The sequence below is a fragment of the Pseudomonas sp. BN102 genome, from assembly GCF_029871245.1.
Lineage (GTDB): Bacteria > Pseudomonadota > Gammaproteobacteria > Pseudomonadales > Pseudomonadaceae > Metapseudomonas.
The window spans coordinates 14450-31340 of record NZ_SSON01000064.1; the positions used below are offsets into that span (position 1 = coordinate 14450).

General features: G+C 66.2%; 11 protein-coding genes and 1 pseudogene. 8 read left to right on the plus strand and 4 right to left on the minus strand.

Annotated elements, in window-relative coordinates; translation table 11 throughout:
- Positions 1–112 precede the first annotated feature (112 nt).
- The 3 genes from E8F12_RS13130 to E8F12_RS13140 are packed head-to-tail and all read left to right on the plus strand — an operon-like array spanning position 113 to position 2259.
- Positions 113–658, plus strand: a complete 546-nt coding sequence (locus tag E8F12_RS13130) for a PQQ-dependent catabolism-associated CXXCW motif protein (RefSeq protein WP_280325689.1) — start codon at positions 113–115, stop codon at positions 656–658.
- 53 nt (positions 659–711) lie between these two features.
- A complete protein-coding gene (locus tag E8F12_RS13135; RefSeq protein WP_280325690.1) occupies positions 712–1374 on the plus strand; it encodes a response regulator transcription factor in 663 nt (220 codons plus the stop codon).
- Positions 1375–1401: 27 nt separating this feature from the next.
- Positions 1402–2259, plus strand: coding sequence for an EamA family transporter (locus E8F12_RS13140; RefSeq protein ID WP_280325691.1), 858 nt, complete (start codon positions 1402–1404; stop codon positions 2257–2259).
- Between the two features lie 390 nt (positions 2260–2649).
- Here the strand turns inward: E8F12_RS13140 and nahK are convergent, their stop codons facing one another.
- The 4 genes and pseudogenes from nahK to pqqF all read right to left on the minus strand — a co-directional run bounded on the left by nahK (position 2650) and on the right by pqqF (position 10562).
- On the minus strand, positions 2650–5277 hold the full coding sequence (gene nahK / locus E8F12_RS13145) for a hybrid sensor histidine kinase/response regulator NahK/ErcS' (protein WP_280325692.1): 2628 nt from the start codon (positions 5275–5277) through the stop codon (positions 2650–2652).
- Positions 5207–6373: a nitric oxide-sensing protein NosP gene (gene nosP / locus E8F12_RS13150; protein WP_280325693.1), complete on the minus strand. Its 1167-nt coding sequence runs from the start codon at positions 6371–6373 to the stop codon at positions 5207–5209. Before nosP ends, nahK begins: the two co-directional genes overlap by 71 nt.
- Before the next feature lie 300 nt (positions 6374–6673).
- Positions 6674–7774: pseudogene (locus tag E8F12_RS13155) on the minus strand (porin); the annotation flags it as partial.
- A gap of 325 nt (positions 7775–8099) precedes the next feature.
- Positions 8100–10562, minus strand: coding sequence for a pyrroloquinoline quinone biosynthesis protein PqqF (gene pqqF / locus E8F12_RS13160; RefSeq protein ID WP_280325695.1), 2463 nt, complete (start codon positions 10560–10562; stop codon positions 8100–8102).
- Positions 10563–10804: 242 nt separating this feature from the next.
- Between pqqF and E8F12_RS13165 the strand changes: the two genes are divergently transcribed.
- The 5 genes from E8F12_RS13165 to gcvP form a co-directional block, all read left to right on the plus strand.
- The gene (locus tag E8F12_RS13165) at positions 10805–11131 is read left to right on the plus strand and encodes a hypothetical protein (protein ID WP_280325696.1); all 327 of its coding nucleotides are present in this window, start codon (positions 10805–10807) and stop codon (positions 11129–11131) included.
- Between the two features lie 407 nt (positions 11132–11538).
- On the plus strand, positions 11539–11763 hold the full coding sequence (locus tag E8F12_RS13170; RefSeq protein ID WP_280325697.1) for a hypothetical protein: 225 nt from the start codon (positions 11539–11541) through the stop codon (positions 11761–11763).
- A gap of 181 nt (positions 11764–11944) precedes the next feature.
- A complete protein-coding gene (locus E8F12_RS13175) occupies positions 11945–13468 on the plus strand; it encodes a sigma-54-dependent transcriptional regulator (RefSeq protein WP_280325698.1) in 1524 nt (507 codons plus the stop codon).
- A 550-nt stretch (positions 13469–14018) separates the two neighbouring features.
- Entirely contained in the window at positions 14019–14396 is a 378-nt protein-coding gene (gene gcvH / locus E8F12_RS13180; RefSeq protein ID WP_280325699.1) for a glycine cleavage system protein GcvH, read from the plus strand.
- A 9-nt stretch (positions 14397–14405) separates the two neighbouring features.
- A partial coding sequence (gcvP, locus tag E8F12_RS13185) for an aminomethyl-transferring glycine dehydrogenase (protein WP_280325700.1) occupies positions 14406–16891 on the plus strand: 2486 nt, incomplete at its 3' end.

A 16891-nucleotide genomic window follows, 5' to 3' on the forward strand; every position in this document is an offset into this window, starting at 1 on the left:
CCCGGGCGGGGGAATCTACTACTTTGGTACTGCTTCCCCCCTCTCATTGTCGAATTCCAAAAGCAGCGGCACTGGCCTGTAATGTCTCCATAAAAAGAACAGAGAGCCCGCCATGAAGCGCCTTCTCGCCTGCCTGACCTGCCTTGCCCTGGCGCTGCCCGCCCTTGCCGATGTGGCAACCGAAGCGCCGTTGTTCTCCGCCGACGGCTTCCGCACGAGCCGCTATCGCAGCCCAACGCCCGAGCAGGCCGAGCCGGCCCGTACCCTGGATACCGCAAAACTGCAGGCGCTGCTGAAGCAGCGGCCCGACACCCTGCTGATCGATGTCTACCGCCGCCAGTGGCTGCACGGTCGCTTCGTCGAAGATGAGCCCCATGCCAACCTGCCGGGCAGCCTCTGGCTGGCCAATACCGGCGACGGCCAGCTGTCGTCCGAATGGCAGGCCTACTTCACCCAGAACCTGCGCAAGGCCAGCCAGGGCCGGCAGGACCGCCCGCTGGTGTTCTACTGCCGTTCCGATTGCTGGCTGAGCTGGAACGCAGTCAGGCGCGCCGCCGCGCTGGGCTACACCAGCCTCTACTGGTACCGTGACGGCATCGACGCCTGGGAACAGGCCGGCCTACCCCTGCAGCCCGCTCGTCCCGTGGAATTCCCCTGACCCGGCAGCGCCGGGCATGCCGCACCATAATGAAAACAACGAGGTGAAAGGCCGTGTACAAGATCCTGATTGCCGATGACCACCCGCTCTTCCGCGAAGCCATCCACAACGTCATCAGCGACGGCTTCCCGGACAGCGAAGTGATGGAGACCGCCGACCTGGACAGCGCCCTGGCCCTGACCCAGGAACACGACGACCTGGACCTCATCCTCCTCGACCTGAACATGCCCGGCATGCATGGCCTGAACGGCCTGATCAATCTGCGCAACGAGGCGCCCACGGTGCCCGTGGTCATAGTCTCCGCCGAGCAGGACAAGCAGGTGGTGCTGCAGGCCATCACCTACGGCGCCGTGGGCTTCATCACCAAGTCCTCGCCACGGGCGCAGATGACCGACGCCATCGAGCAGATCCTCAATGGCAACGTCTACTTGCCCTCCGACATCATCCGCACCCAGAAGACCTCGCCGCGCCGCCACCACGAGGAATCCGGAATCCCGCCGGAGCTGTTGCAGGCCCTGACGCGCAAGCAGCTGCTGGTGCTCGAGCGCATGACCAAGGGCGAGTCGAACAAGCAGATCGCCTACAACCTCGACATCGCCGAAACCACGGTCAAGGCCCATGTCTCGGCCATTCTGCGCAAGCTCAACGTGCACAACCGGGTACAGGCCATCCTCTCGGCCAGCGACATCGACTTCACCGCCTACCTGCGCCGCTGATCCCACAGCCACTCCCCAAGGACGACCATGCCTGCCGCCCGTACCCTGCTGCTCACGGCCCTGGCCATGCTGGCCTTTGCCGGCAATTCCCTGCTCTGCCGCGTGGCCCTGAAGGAAACCGCCATCGACGCGGTGAGTTTCACCGCCATCCGCCTGGCCTCGGGCGCGCTGATGCTCTGGCTGCTGCTGCGCCTGCGCCGCGAGCCCCTGGCGGCCACCGGCAACTGGCGCGCGGCGGCTGCGCTCTTCGTCTACGCCGCAGCCTTCTCATACGCCTACCTGCAACTGGACGCCGGCACCGGTGCGCTGCTGCTGTTCGGCGCCGTACAGCTATGCATGGTGGTCTTCGGCCTGTTGCGCGGAGAACGCCTTAACCCCCAGCAGGCGCTGGGCTTCGCCCTGGCCACGGGCGGACTGGTGGTCCTGCTGCTGCCTGGCGCCAGCGCGCCGCCCCTGGTCGGTGGCCTGCTGATGCTGCTCTCGGGGCTGGCCTGGGGCGCCTACACCCTGCTCGGCCGCCAGGCCGGCCCGCCGCTCGCCGCCACGGCGGGCAACTTCATCCGCGCCCTACCCTTCGCCGCCCTGCTCCTGCTGCCCTTCCTCGACCAGCTGCGCTGGGACCTGCCGGGGCTGGTCTATTCCCTGATCTCCGGTGCCCTCACCTCCGGCGTCGGCTACGCCATCTGGTACAGCGCCCTCCCCGGCCTCGGCGCCCTGCAGGCCGCCAGCGTGCAACTGAGCGTCCCCGTCCTCGCCGCTCTGGGCGGTGCCCTGCTGCTCGGCGAAACCATCAGCCTGCGCCTGGCGCTGGTATCGGTGGCGGTGCTGGGCGGCATCGCCCTGGTGCTGCGGGCGAAGTTCCGGGCGGTGCCGCAGAACGCCTGAAGCGTGCTCACGAGCCCACCCAATGTTGGGCTTCGCTGCGCTCTGCACCAACCTACCGCCACCCTGCATCAGCGCTCCAGCAGGTGACTCATGGCGGCCTTCAGCCGCACAGGCTCTGTGCATCAGGCCCGTAGGTTGGGCTGAGCTCCGTGAAGCCCAACGACCCCGGCTCCGAAGCTGGGAATGTTGGGCTTCGCTGCGCTCTGCACCAACCTACCGCCACCCTGCATCAGCGCTCCAGCAGGTGACTCATGGCGGCCTTCAGCCGCACAGGCTCTGTGCATCAGGCCCGTAGGTTGGGCTGAGCTCCGCGAAGCCCAACGACCCCGGCTCCGAAGCTGGGAATGTCGGGCTTCGCTGCGCTCTGCACCAACCTACCGCCACCCTGCATCAGCGCTCCAGCAAATGACTCATCGCCGTCTTCAGCTTCATCGGCCGCACGGGCTTGTGCATCAGGGTGTGGCCGAGTTCACGCATCTGCTGTTTCAGCTCGTTGCTGTAGTTGGCGGTGATCATCAGGGCCGGTAGCGGCGCGCTGCGCCGGGCGTTGATAGTGGCGACGGCGTCTACGCCGTTATAGCCGTCGTCCAGGTGGTAATCGGCAATCAGCAGGTCGGCCTCGGCGTGGAAGTTGTCCACCTGGCGCGCCAGGTCTTCTTCCGAGAGTGCGGTGGTCACCTGGCAGCCCCAGCCTTCTAGCAGGGTGCGCATGCCGGCGCAGATGGCCGCGTCGTTGTCCAGCACCCAGACCCGCGCCCCCTGCAGGCGCTCCAGCACGGCCTGGGGCTCGTCCCGCTCCGGCTTCTGCCGGGGCACGCGGCGGGCCAGGGGAACTTCCACAGCGAACAGCGAGCCCTTGCCCAGCTCCGAGGCGACACGTATTCGGTGGCCGAGCATGCGGGCGATCTTCTCGACTATCGCCAGGCCCAGGCCCAGGCCGCGGTCCTGCTTCTCGCGCACCACTTCGCCGCGCTTGAACTCCTGGAAAACCTCGCCGAGCTTGTCCCGGGCGATGCCGATTCCGGTGTCATGCACCTCGATCCACAGGCTCTGGCGCTGGCGCCGGCAGCCCAGGAGGATGCGCCCCCTGGGGGTGTAGCGGATGGCGTTGCTGAGCAGGTTGCGCAGGATCCGTGCGAGCAGCTGCAGGTCGCTGCGCACCAGCGCCGAACTGGGCACGAAGTCCAGTTGCAGGCCTTCGCTGGCGGCGATCTGGCGGTATTCCACGGCGAGGTTGTCGATCAGCTCGCTGAGGGCGAAGGGCGCGATATCCGGCTTGATCACCCCGGCGTCCAGCTTGGAGATGTCCACCAGGGTGCCCAGCAGGCTCTCCACGTCCTCCAGCGAGTTGCTGACATTGCGCACCAGTGCCAGGTTGCAGGCCTGGCTGCGCTGCTCCAGCAGCGCGCTGGTGAACAGCCGCGCGGCGTTCAGGGGTTGCAACAGGTCGTGGCTGACGGCGGCGAGGAACTTGGTCTTGGACAGGTTGGCCCTTTCCGCCTCGGACTTGGCCTCGCGCAGGCGCAGCTCCACCTGGCTGCGTTCGTCGATTTCACGGCGCAGCTGGTTGTTCAATGAGGTCAGTTCAGCGGTACGTTCACGTACCCGCTGTTCCAGGTTCTGGTAGGCCTGGTGCAGGGCTTCGGCGGTACGGCGGCGTTCAGTGATATCGCGGATCAGCACGAAGATGCCCACCACCTCGCCATTGGCCAGGCGGTTCGGCACATAGGAGCGCAGCATGCAGCGCTCCTGACCGTTGAGGTTGGTCTCGCTGACTTCGAAGGACAAGCTTTCCCCGGCCAGCACCCTCTCGACATAGGGCTCCAGGCGGCGCCAGTGCTCGTCGCTGTGCACCTCGCGCAGGCTCTGGCCGAGCATGGCGCCGCGCGGCCAGCGGTACCACTCCTCGTAGACCTTATTGGTGAACTCGTAGACCAGGTCGGCGCTAAGGTAGGCGATCAGCGCCGGCACATGGTCAGTGATCAGGCGGATCCAGCGCTCGCTCTCGGCCAGGGCCTCGGCATGGCGGTAACGCTCGGTGATATCGGTGAAGGTGTTGACGAAGCCGCCGGTAGGCAGTGGGTGGGTACGCACTTCCAGCACCCGGCCGTTGTACAGGCGCTGCTCCATCTCGCGAATGGGCCGGCCGTTGGCATCGCGGGTATCGGGGCTGAGCAGCGGCAGCTCGCTGTCGGCCATGACCCCGGCGAAGGAGCGGTGCGTCTCCACCGGTGCCAGGCCGCAGAGTTCGAGGAAGCGGTGGTTCCAGAGTTCGAGGATGCCCTCGGCGCTGACCATGGCCACGCCCTGGGACAGGTTGTCCACCGCGCGCTGCAGCAGTCGCGACTTCTGTGCGAGGGCCTGTTCGCGGCGGTCAGTCTCGCTCTGTTTCACCTCGGTGATGTCGGTATAGAGGATCACCAGCCCGCCCTCCCGGGTGGGCCGCTCGCTGACCTGCACCCAACGACCGTCGTGCAGGCGGTAGAGGATGTTGTCGTCGCTGCCGCGGTGCTCCTCCACTATCAGGCCGGTGCTCTCGGCCAGCCGGCGGATCTCCGACAGCCGCGTACCGCTGCCGATGCGCGCGCGGGTGTGCGCCCAGAAGGACTTGAAGCGACTGTTGAAGAGGACGATGCGCTGGTCGCAGTCGAACAGCACGAAGGCGTCCGAGATGCTTTCGATGGCGTCGATCAGGTGCTGGTGGGCGGTTTCCGCCCGCAGCCTGGCGTCGCTGAGCAGCCGGTTGCTGGCCTTGAGTTCAGCCATGGCCTGGTTCAACGCGTCGGTGCGCTCGCGCACCTGCTCGGCCAGCACCACCGAATGCTGGAAGGCGGCATAGCTGTCGTCAGGCCGAGAGGCGCTGGATTCCACCCGCTCGATCAACGCCGCATTGATCCGCCGGAGCTTGCGGTTCTCCTCCTCCAGGGCGGCCAGCCGCGCCTGCGGGTCAGCGGCAGCCATTGCGACCCCGGCGGCCGATGGCGACTCCGGTGAAGGTCTGGTTGATGTGCATGCCATTGAACTGCTCTCCATAGGAGTTGAAGCCAATCACCCGTTGTTGGCGCAGGACTTCGGAGGTGAGCGCCAGCGTCTCCGGGTCGTCCTCCAGTTCCAGGCGGCGCAGGAAGCAGTCGCAGCCGATGGTCAGCAAGGGCGGACCGAGGCGCTCGCCCAGGCGCGCAAAGAGCCCCTCCAGGTTCGGCAGCAAGGGACCAGGGCGCATGGCGGTGAGGACGATGCCGTTCTCCACCGCGCAGTAGAAACTCAGGCTGAGGTCCGGATTGACCCGCTGGATGGAGCGCACGTAGTACTGCTCGCCCAGGCGTACCGCCAGCGGGTGGGCGGCGAATACCCGGTGGTCGAGGCGCTCCAGGGGCACGCCCATCAGTTGGGCGTAGACCTGCGCCGCCGGCTCGGCATTGAGTTCGAAGACCCGCCGGCTGGCATTGTCGGCACGGGTGACCACCAGCTTTTCCGCCTCGGGGAGGATGTGGTGGGTGCTGAACACTTCGAAGTCCAGCCCGGTATTGACCAGCACCACTACGGCTGCGCCGGCGTGGAAACGGCCTTCGTAATAGACGTGGGTGTGCTTGAGGTGGTTGTCGTCGGCGGCCGAACCGCCGAAATGCGGGATGCTGCCGAAGGCCGCGCCAAGGGCGGCGAGCACCACTTCCTCGCGGCTGGAAAGGCCGTCCAGCAGGGTCAGGGCGAAGCTGTGGCCCTTGATCGGCGCCAGGGAGTTGGCCCGGCAGTCCTGCACCAGGCGCTCCACCACTTGCTGGGCGTCGATCAGGCCGAAGCGGTCCATCTCGTCCACCAGGGCGCTGGCAATGGAGAAACTGCGGTGGTCGAAGCCCACCGCGCTGACGCAATTGCGGCCGTAGCCCTGGGCGGTAATCTCGCCGGCACTGGTGCAGCCCACCAGGCGCACACCGCCGAAGTACTGCTCCAGGGCCAGGCCCAGGGCTTCGAGGTCATATTCGGCGGAACAGAAGAACAGCACAAAGCCGAGGTGCGGGTGAATGAGTTGACGCGCCAGGTCCTGGGCCACGGCCTCGGCCTCGCTGGCCAGGGACATGGCGGTGACTACGCCCTCTGCCGGTTCCTCGAGCATCCCGGTTCCCACCCAATAAGCCTGCTGTCGATGGGGGAATTCTACGGAGGGGCCTTGGTGTCCCCCATCCTTCTTGGGTAGCGGCGGGTTAGTTCGAAGGTAGGGGGCAGCCTTTCTCCCCTCTCCCTTTGGGAGAGGGGCCGGGGGAGAGGGAGGCCCGGCGCGGCAGGAGGCACCCCTCACCCCAGCCCTCTCCCGGAGGGAGAGGGGGCTATCCGAGCCGGCCCATGGCCTGCCAACAAAAAAAGCGGGAGGACCACTGTCCCTCCCGCCAAAACCGGAGCAACCGGAGCTAGTCGATTACCAGGTCAACACGGCACCCACGGCGAAGGTGTCGGTGTCTTCGTTCTGCGCATCGCCTTCATGACCATCGATCTCGAACTGGTTGTACTCGGCCACCAGCTTGAGGTTGTCGTTGATGTCGTGGAACAGCGCGACGCCACGGGTCTCGTAGTCGGCGCCGGTGTTGACCACACCATTGCCGTCGTCCTTGGTCTTGCCGTAGGACAGCGCCAGGCGGTTCTTGCCGAAGCGGTAGGAGCCCTGCATCAGGTAACCGTCGCTGTCCACTTCGCGCAGGGTCGGCTCGCCGGCGTTGTTGGTGAAGAAGGGGTTGATGCCCTTGGCCTGGAAGCCGGAGCCCACCAGGGTGAAGGCGCCCATCTTGGCCTGCACGCCGTAGCCCAGGCCCTTGGACGTCACGCTGTCGACATTGGGGTCGGTGTTCTCCGAGGTCTGGTAGGCGCCGTTGACCCAGGAGTAGATCTGCGCGCCGACCAGGTCGAATTCGTAGGTGATCTCGCTCTCGAAGCGCGGGTTTTCCTGGTAGGCCTTGCCGGTGGGGCTGTCGTCGTTGGTGTCCACCGGGTCCATGATGCCCACGGCGGCGCGCAGGCCGTCGCTCTTCGGGCTGCGGTAGGTGATCTGCGAGGTCGGGAAAGGATAGGGGTAGCCGCTGCCGATGTTGCCGAAGGACACGCCACCGCCATCCACCAGGCCCAGCGTGTCGCTGACCTGGCCATAACCGGCGAGCAACTCGTCGAGCAGGATGTTGGAGCGGGCGAACAGGCCGAAGTCCTTGCCCACCAGCACCTCGCCCCATTCAGCGCCGGCGGTGCCGTAGAACTGGCGTACGTCGATGGCGGTGGCGGTGCCGTTGGTTTCGCTGTCGTTGATGGTGACCCAGAAGGAAGAACGGGCGCCGAGTTTCAGGTCGTCCACCTGCTTGCCCATGTTGAAGCCGATCCAGTTGGGCAGGAAACCCATCTTGACCCGCGCCTGGCGGCGGTCGAACTGTTCGCCGTCGCGGTCCACGTCACTGTTGACGTAGAAAGCGTTGATATAGCCGTCGGTGGAGAAGGTGGTCTGGTCCTTGTCGTAAAGGACGATCTCGGCGGCGGCCTGCTGGGTGGCCAGGGCAACCGCCGCCGCCAGGGCAAGGCGGGACATACGGGCTTGGGCGATCTTCTTGTTGTGCATGACGCTCTCCGCTGTGGGTGGACGACCGGGCAGGTCAGTCGTGTCGGAGGCGATTATCGAAACGCCGCCCGGGCCGCCATACGCTGCCTTGGCGGGGTTTCAGCGCTGCTTTGGCCGCGGGCTGGAAGCCGCGCCAGCAAGGCTTACGACCGGACGAGACTCAGGTCGTAGGCCGCTGGGCGGACGCTCAGGCACCAAAGAACGAGGCCAGGATGGCTCGACGCAGGGGATCGATAGGCAGGAAGGGTCAAGCGGAAATGTGCCAGTCCGGCGAAGGCGCCGCAGCGTTGGCCAGGGCATGGCAGGAAAGCCCGGCGATCAGGCGGCCCTGCTGCTCCAGCAGGTGCACCGGTTGTAACGTGCCCAGGGCCTGGCGCACCCGGCCGGCATGGCCTGGCGGCAGGCCGGCGAGACGGTCGAGCCAGCATTGCCGGGCGTGGTCGGTAAAGCTCGCGGCCTGCCGTTGCAGTTGCAGGTCCAGGCCACCGACCAACGCCTGCAGGCGACCCTGGTCCAGCCGCGCCAGGCTGGCGTACTGGCGTGCGAGGAAGTCCTGCATATGCTCGAGGAGGCTGGCCACCGGGCTGCGCGGCGACTGCACGGCGAACAGCAGGCCACGGTGCGGGCCCAACTGGCGGAAACCGCAGGCCAGCGCGTAGCCCACCTGCAGCTCGCCGCGCAGGCGCTGGTGGAAGGCGCGTTCCAGGCCGCAGGCCAGCAAGCGCCAGCAGGCCTCTTCCTCAGGCGTGGGGTGCGCGAGGGGGTAGAACAGCAGCAACGCCGCTTCACTGCCGGGCATCTCCAGCTGCCGCCATACGCGCCCACCCTTCCCGGCCGGCGCCATTACCGACCCTGGCAGGCCGGGCAGCTCCGCACCCAGGGCCAGCTCGCCCACGCCCAGTCCCTGCCAACGCGCCTGCCACCAGAAGCGCGCCAGGGCTTCTGGGGCGAGCACGGCGGGCGTTTCGGTATGTGGGCCGTCCAGCCGCTCGGGCAAACATTGCAGCAGCTGGCGGATCGGCAATTCGCCGGCCAGTCTGCGCAGTTCCTCCTGCTGCAGGCGCTCCCCCTGGGCCAGGGCCCGGAGCGAAGGCACCTGCAAAGCCGGTAACAGATCGCCGGCGACCCGGCTCAGCAGCGCAGCGTTGCCCTGCAGGGTCAGCGCCAGGCAGCCCTGCTCCGTCTGGATGCGCCCCTCCAGCCCGGCCTGGGCAGCCGCCCCCAGCATGGGACGCAACGCCCGTTGCAGGCCATGGGCAAGACCACGCGGCAAGCCCATCTGCCCAGGCTTCCAGCGCAGGAACAGGGCGGCCTGTCCGGGAGCGCTCGCCAGGCCTGGTAGTAGCGGCACCGGTGAAATTGCCATAACCCCAGGTACTGTCGGGCGCAGATAGGGATTGGCGGCCGGCAGGCACCAATCGCCAGTGGCCGATGCTGCGGGCGGGACTTCGAGTCGCTCCAGGCACAGGGGGAAACCGGACGCTTGCAGGGTCGGCGCTGCGGTGGATTCGCCGGTCTCCAGCCGAATCAGGCGCTCGGGGAGCAGTTGCTCGAGCAGCGCTCGGACATCCGCCTGCGTCGGCGCAGGCGCGGCCAGTGCGGCCTCCAGCGGCGCCTGCAACGCAGCCTTGCGCCGCATGATTTCCAGCCGCTCCTCCCAGGTGCCTGGCCAGGGCGAAGCGGCGCGTAGAAAAGCCAGCCAATCCAGCAACTCCGCCTCCAGGAGCGCGCAATCGGCTCCGGTTACCAGGTCGAAGTCCATCAGCAGCAGGCCCTGCCCGCCGTACACATAAGGCAGCCGCAGCTGCACCGCATCGCTCAGGTCGAGGGCGAACAGCCGCGCCAGCAAGCCATCGGCGGATTCATCGGTCATCAGGCTTTGAAGGTAACCCAGGGCGGACTCCGCCCCGCCCACCTGCCCCTCCAGTGCAAAGGCCAGCAGCAGTCGCGCGCGGCCACTGGGAAGACCGAGGCGGAGCCGGCCCGCGCGCAGGGGCAGCATGGGCCGCACGGCGGGCTCCGGCAGCGCCCTGCCCGCTGGAAGGCGACCACCCAGGCGTCGCGCCAGATCCATCAGCTCGGCCAGGGACTGCGGCGCCACCAGGGTCAGGCGCATGCGGCCGGGCTGATAGTGGGCCTGATGGAAGCCCCGCAGCGCCGGGAAGAAGTCCGCTTCCTCCAGCTTCAGGCTGGCGGCATTGCCGGCATGGAAGTCCGCCAACGGGTGACCAGGGGCCAACGCCCAGGCCAAGGCGGCTTCGCAGAGGGTTTGCGGATCCCGCGCGCGGGCGCTGTATTCAGCCTCGAGCACATCACGCTCGCGCTTCAGGGCATCAGGCTCCAGCAACGGGTTGGCGAGCATGTCCAGTAGCCGCGCCAAGGCATCATCCAGGCGTTGCGCCGGCACCTCGCAAAAGAAGCGCGTGCTGTGCGGGCGGGTGCTGGCATTGACCCGGCCACCCAGGTCCTGGACGAAGGGGATCAGCCCCTCGCCGTCGGGAAAGTCGCGACTGCCGAGAAACACCAGGTGTTCGAGGAAGTGTGCCAGCCCCGGATACTCGGCCGGTTCATCGTGACTGCCGCCCCCCACCTCCACCAGCGCGGCAGCCAGACTGGCGCACGGTTGCCGTACGAGGCGCACCCGCAAGCCATTGGCCAGGCGGAAATCCAGGGACAATTGCGGTTCTGCGGCTTCGACTAAGGTGGACATGGCACGCCACGCACGCGGAGGGATACGCCCGTAGCTTCGATCCCGACCAAAGGGTCGGCAATGCTGCTTTGGGCCTAGTCCTCTAGTGCTAACAGCCAGTTCTTCTGGCATATAGCGAATTTCCTACAAGCCAATCAGATATTTGCCGGCCTGAGGATGGGCGTGACTCCATCGTGGGCAGTGGCATCTCAAACGGATAATGGCGCAATGCCACGCCAACCAATGGCCTTACCGGAGCGAGCATGGACGACACTCCCCCGCAGCAAGTACCGCAAAGCGAAATCGCGTTGCTGGCCAATATCCTGGCCCTCACCACGCGCAACATGACGGCCATCACCACGCTGCTGGCCCAGGTCACCGCCAACCTGGCCAGCTCCACCGACAGCAACCTGCAGGTGTTTTCGGTGAACCTGCTGGACAAGATCACCGACCTCGGCAGCGACCTGGAACTGCAATGGGACCTGATCCAGTCTCTTGACCGTTTCTGCCCCCTGCTCGCCCGCACCCCGCCGGCACGGACCTCCCTGGTCACCGAGATCGACATCAGCCAGCTACCCAAAAGTCATTGAAGTGCTTGCATTTCTCCTGGCGTTCCGCTAGGGTCGCCGCCGTTAGTACCAAGTTGTAAGTCAATCCGGCCTTCCGATCCCTCGCCCTTCGATTCCGAACGGCCACGCCAAAGGGACATGGCCAGCCCCGCCGCCTCGAAAACAGCAGCTCCCACCCCCCAGGGTGATGCAGCAAAGCTGTCATGAATGCACGGTAGATTGACCAGGACTGCCAGCCAGGCCAGACCCTTGCCCGGCGCAGCACCTGGCATCCCACGTACCAGCTGCCAGAGCTTGATCCCTATCGGGGGAACTTCATGCCGGCACTCTTGCTCCGATAAGGATCATCCGACCAGAGCCCGTTGCTCGGCGGATTCGGAGCTATTTGTCTGGCGGCCCGTTGGCCGCACAACGAAGGAAGCAACACGATGAGCATCCATCATCAAGCCCAAGCTGCAATCAGCACCCTGACCCGCGCATTTGCGCCGTTCACCTGCCACATCACCGCCGCTCGCAACGGCAACTTCAGCTTCACCATCGTCAACGAGTATGGTGTCGCCCGTCACAGCGAGCGTCTGTATCCGGAGCACTACGGCGATGCCGGCCACCTCCAGCACGTGATCGACCGGGCACAGAAAGCCCTGACCTGCTGATGAGCAGCAACACGAAAAGCCCCGCACTTGCGGGGCTTTTTCGTGGGCGACGGAATACCCCGATTTCCCTGGCCGTGCCCCCTCGGCGAATCCGGGACGCGGTAGGACTGCGACGGCCTGTTACCTAAGCACGACAGACCGGGCATAATTCGCCCCCTCATTTCGCCAGCCCTGCGTTTCCATGCGAATTCACGTCACCTTCATCGACCGCGTCGGCATCACCCAGGAGGTCCTGGCTCTGCTCGGCGGCCGCAACCTCAACCTGGATGCGGTGGAGATGGTGCCGCCCAACGTCTATATCGACGCCCCCACCCTCAGTCCCGCCGTGCTCGACGAACTGCGCGAGGCCCTGCATGCGGTACAGGGCGTGCAGGAAGTGACGGTGGTGGACATCCTCCCCGGCCAGCGCCGACGCCTGCAGCTCGATGCGCTGCTGGCCGCCATGAGCGACCCGGTGCTGGCGGTAGATGGCGATGGCCGCATCCTCCTGGCCAACCCGGCGCTGATCACTCTGTACGGCGCAGAGCCGGAGGGACGGCTCCTCGCGCAACTGTTCGGTGACGACAGCCTGCATAGCGCCCTGCTGGAACAAGGCTTCCGCCTGCCCCTGCGCGAGGTCACGCTCAAAGGCCAGGCACTGTTGCTGGATGCCGTACCCATCACCGAAGGCGACCACCTGGCGGGCGCTCTACTCACCTTTTACCTGCCCAACCGCATCGGCGAACGCCTGTCGGCCCTGCACCATGACCATGCCGCCGAGGGCTTCGACGCGCTGCTCGGCGAGTCGGCCCCCATCGGCACCCTAAAGGCCCGCGCCCAGCGCGTGGCGGCCCTGGATGCGCCACTGCTGATCCGTGGCGAGACCGGTACCGGCAAGGAACTGGTGGCCCGCGCCTGCCACGCGGCCAGCACTCGCCGCAACCAGCCCTTCCTGGCGCTGAACTGCGCCGCGCTGCCGGAGAACCTGGCCGAGAGCGAGCTGTTCGGCTACGCCCCGGGCGCCTTCACCGGCGCCCAGCGCGGCGGCAAGCCCGGCCTGCTGGAACTGGCGCACCAGGGCACGGTATTCCTCGACGAGATCGGCGAAATGTCGCCTTACCTGCAGGCCAAGCTGTTGCGTTTCCTCAGCGACGGCAGCTTCCGCCGGGTGGGTGGCGACCGCGAGATCAAGGTGGATGTGCGCATCCTCAGCGCCACCCACCGCGACCTGGAGAAGATGGTCGGCGAAGGCGCCTTCCGCGAGGACCTCTTCTACCGCCTCAACGTGCTCAACCTGGAAGTGCCGCCCCTGCGCGAGCGCGGCCAGGATATCCTGCTGCTCGCGCGCTTCTTCATGCAGCAGGCCTGCACCCAGATCCAACGTCCGGCCTGTCGACTGGCGCCCGGCACCTACCCGGCCCTGCTCGGCAACCGCTGGCCGGGCAACGTGCGTCAGTTGCAGAACGTGATCTTCCGTGCCGCCGCCATCTGCGAAAGCAACCTGGTGGAGATCGGCGACCTGGACATCGCCGGCACCGCCGTGGCGCGGCAGAGCGATGGCGAAGTAAACAGCCTGGAAGAGGCCGTGGAGAACTTCGAGCGGGCGCTGCTGGAGAAACTCTTCGTCACCTACCCCTCGACCCGCCAGCTGGCGGCGCGCCTGCAGACCTCCCATACAGCGATTGCGCACCGGCTGCGCAAGTACGGCATTCCGGGAAGAACCTGATTATTTTTCTAGAAAAAATCCGTATCTATTTGAAAGTAATCATAAATATCTAGGAAATCATCTACCCTTTCGGGGATGAATTCATTCGCTGAGCAGGCCGCAGGCCTGCCGTTCAGCTCCCAAGGGGCCGCTGCGCAGCCCTTAGCGAATGAATTCGCCCCCACAGGGTAAGGCAGCAAGTTCAAACCTTATTTAATGCGTCAGATAGCATTCATAAGATATTGATTAATAACAAATAAACGCATGAGCAAGTCAAGACCGTAGCGAAATCACTACAGCGTAATGATTTCGCTACAACCCACTGAAGCCCGCACCACGTCGAGCCCTCACCTCCTCTCTCTGCACAAGCCCGCCAACGCTGTAGCGTTTTCACTACAGCCGCACTCAGGTCAATTCTCCTGAAACACCCTCAAAGCATTGATTTATCTGTATTTCACCCATCTGGCACCCTCCTTGCTAAAGGGCGAGCAACAGCGCGTGGCGAAGACCGCGCGCGGGGCTAAGCGCCTGGCAGAAGAAACAGGCGCGTCATACGAGTTGAGGACCAAAGATGAGCGTATTGCGTTTCACCGCCGACCACGAATGGCTGCGCCTTGAAGAAGACGGTCGCGTCACCGTCGGTATTACCGAATACGCGCAGGACGCGCTGGGCGATGTGGTCTTCGTTCAACTCCCGGAACTGCAGGCCTACGCCAAGGGCGCGGAAGTCGCCGTACTGGAGTCGGTAAAGGCCGCCAGCAACATCGTGATGCCGCTGGACGGCGAAGTGGTGGAAATCAACCAGGATCTGGTGGACAGCCCCGAACTGGTCAACGAAGAGCCCCTGGGCAAGGGCTGGTTCTTCCGCATGCAACTGGCGGACGCCAGTGTCCTCGATAGCCTCCTGGACCAGGCCGGCTACGAAAACCTGCTGAAAGCCAACGGCTGAGGAGTGACCATGAGCATCGAAACCCCCTTCCTCGGCACCAGCAACGAATTCATCGCCCGCCATATCGGCCCACGCGAGTCTGACACCAAGGCCATGCTCGCCCTGCTCGGCTTCGACGACATCGAAGCCCTGACCGCCAGCGTCATCCCGGACAGCATCAAGGGCACCAGCGTGCTCGATCTGCCAGCCGGCCAAGGCGAGGCTGAAGCCCTGGCCGCGATCAAAGCCATCGCCGCGAAGAACCAGCTGTTCAAGAGCCATATCGGCCAGGGCTACTACCCCTGCCATACCCCCAGCCCGATCCTGCGCAACCTGCTGGAAAACCCGGCCTGGTACACCGCCTACACCCCCTACCAGCCGGAAATCTCCCAGGGGCGCCTGGAGGCGCTGCTGAACTTCCAGACCCTGGTCAGCGACCTGTCCGGCCTGCCCGTGGCCAACGCCTCCCTGCTCGACGAAGGCACCGCCGCCGCCGAAGCCATGACCTTCTGCAAGCGCCTGAGCAAGAACAAGGGCAGCAACGCCTTCTTCGCCTCCAAACACTGCCACCCGCAGACGCTCGACGTGCTGGTCACCCGTGCCGAGCCCCTGGGCATCGAAGTGGTGATCGGCGACGAGCGTGAAATCGGCGACGCCAGCGCCTACTTCGGCGCCCTGCTGCAGTACCCAGCCGCCAACGGCGATATCTTCGACTACCGCGAACTGGTGGAGCGCTTCCACGCCGCCAACGCCCTGGTAGCGGTGGCCGCCGACCTGCTGGCCCTGACCCTGCTGACCCCGCCCGGCGAATTCGGCGCCGACGTTGCCCTGGGTAGCGCCCAGCGCTTCGGCGTGCCGCTGGGCTTCGGCGGCCCGCACGCGGCCTACTTCGCCACCCGCGACGCCTTCAAGCGCGACATGCCGGGCCGCCTGGTCGGCGTGTCCATCGACCGCCACGGCAAGCCGGCCCTGCGCCTGGCCATGCAGACTCGCGAGCAGCACATCCGCCGCGAGAAGGCCACCAGCAACATCTGCACCGCCCAGGTACTGCTGGCCAACATCGCCAGCATGTACGCCGTCTACCACGGCCCGCAGGGCCTGACCCGCATAGCCCAGCGTGTGCACCAGCTGACCGCCATCCTGGCCCAGGGCCTGGCCAAGCTGGGCATCGCCGTCCTGCAGGAGTCCTTCTTCGACACCCTGACCCTGGCCACCGGCGCCAAGACCGCCGATCTGCACGCCAAAGCCCGCGCCCAGCGCATCAACCTGCGTGAAGTGGACGACAGCCGCATCGGCCTGTCCCTGGACGAAACCACCACCCAAGCCGACGTCGAGGCGCTCTGGGCGATCTTCGCCGAGGGTCAGGCGCTGCCCGCCTTCTCCGAACTGGCCGCCAGCGTCGCCAGCCGCCTGCCGGCCGCCCTGCTGCGCCAATCCGCGATCCTCAGCCACCCGGTGTTCAACCGCTACCACTCGGAAACCGAGCTGATGCGCTACCTGCGCAAGCTGGCGGACAAGGACCTGGCGCTGGACCGCAGCATGATCCCGCTGGGTTCCTGCACCATGAAGCTGAACGCCGCCAGCGAGATGATCCCGGTGACCTGGGCCGAGTTCGGTGCCCTGCACCCCTTCGCTCCCGCCGAACAGAGCGCCGGCTACCTGGAGCTGACCAGCGAACTGGAAGCCATGCTGTGCAAGGCCACCGGCTATGACGCCGTGTCCCTCCAGCCCAACGCCGGCTCCCAGGGCGAATACGCCGGTCTGCTGGCGATCCGCGCCTACCACGCCAGCCGTGGGGAAGGGCAGCGTGACATCTGCCTGATCCCGCAATCGGCCCACGGCACCAACCCCGCCACCGCCCAGATGGCCGGCATGCGCGTGGTGGTGACCGCCTGCGACGCCCGTGGCAACGTGGACATCGCCGACCTCAAGGCAAAGGCCGAGGAGCACAAGGACCGCCTCGCCGCACTGATGATCACCTACCCGTCCACCCACGGCGTGTTCGAGGAAGGCATCCGCGAAATCTGCGACATCATCCATGCCAACGGCGGCCAGGTGTACATCGACGGCGCCAACATGAACGCCATGGTCGGCCTCTGCGCCCCGGGCCAGTTCGGCGGTGACGTGTCCCACCTCAACCTGCACAAGACCTTCTGCATCCCCCACGGCGGCGGCGGCCCCGGCGTCGGCCCGATCGGCGTGAAAGCCCACCTCGCGCCCTTCCTGCCCGGCCACGCGCACATGGCACGCAAGGAAGGCGCCGTCAGCGCCGCGCCCTTCGGCAGCGCCAGCATCCTGCCCATCACCTGGATGTACATCCGCATGATGGGCGGCGAAGGCCTCAAGCGTGCCTCGCAGCTGGCGATCCTCAGCGCCAACTACATCGCCCGCCGCCTGGAGGAGCACTACCCGGTGCTCTACACCGGCGAGAACGGCCTGGTGGCCCACGAGTGCATCCTCGACCTGCGCCCGCTCAAGGAGAGCAGCGGCATCAGCGTCGACGACGTGGCCAAGCG

Excerpts from the sequence above, each read along its gene's own strand:
- gcvH (WP_280325699.1), top strand. The coding sequence starts at position 14,019 with ATGAGCGTATTGCGTTTCACCGCCGACCACGAATGGCTGCGCCTTGAA.
- E8F12_RS13170 (WP_280325697.1), top strand. The coding sequence starts at position 11,539 with ATGAGCATCCATCATCAAGCCCAAGCTGCAATCAGCACCCTGACCCGC.
- E8F12_RS13175 (WP_280325698.1), top strand. The coding sequence starts at position 11,945 with ATGCGAATTCACGTCACCTTCATCGACCGCGTCGGCATCACCCAGGAG.
- E8F12_RS13130 (WP_280325689.1), top strand. The coding sequence starts at position 113 with ATGAAGCGCCTTCTCGCCTGCCTGACCTGCCTTGCCCTGGCGCTGCCC.
- E8F12_RS13140 (WP_280325691.1), top strand. The coding sequence starts at position 1,402 with ATGCCTGCCGCCCGTACCCTGCTGCTCACGGCCCTGGCCATGCTGGCC.
- nosP (WP_280325693.1), bottom strand. The coding sequence starts at position 6,373 with ATGCTCGAGGAACCGGCAGAGGGCGTAGTCACCGCCATGTCCCTGGCC.
- E8F12_RS13165 (WP_280325696.1), top strand. The coding sequence starts at position 10,805 with ATGGACGACACTCCCCCGCAGCAAGTACCGCAAAGCGAAATCGCGTTG.
- nahK (WP_280325692.1), bottom strand. The coding sequence starts at position 5,277 with ATGGCATGCACATCAACCAGACCTTCACCGGAGTCGCCATCGGCCGCC.
- pqqF (WP_280325695.1), bottom strand. The coding sequence starts at position 10,562 with ATGTCCACCTTAGTCGAAGCCGCAGAACCGCAATTGTCCCTGGATTTC.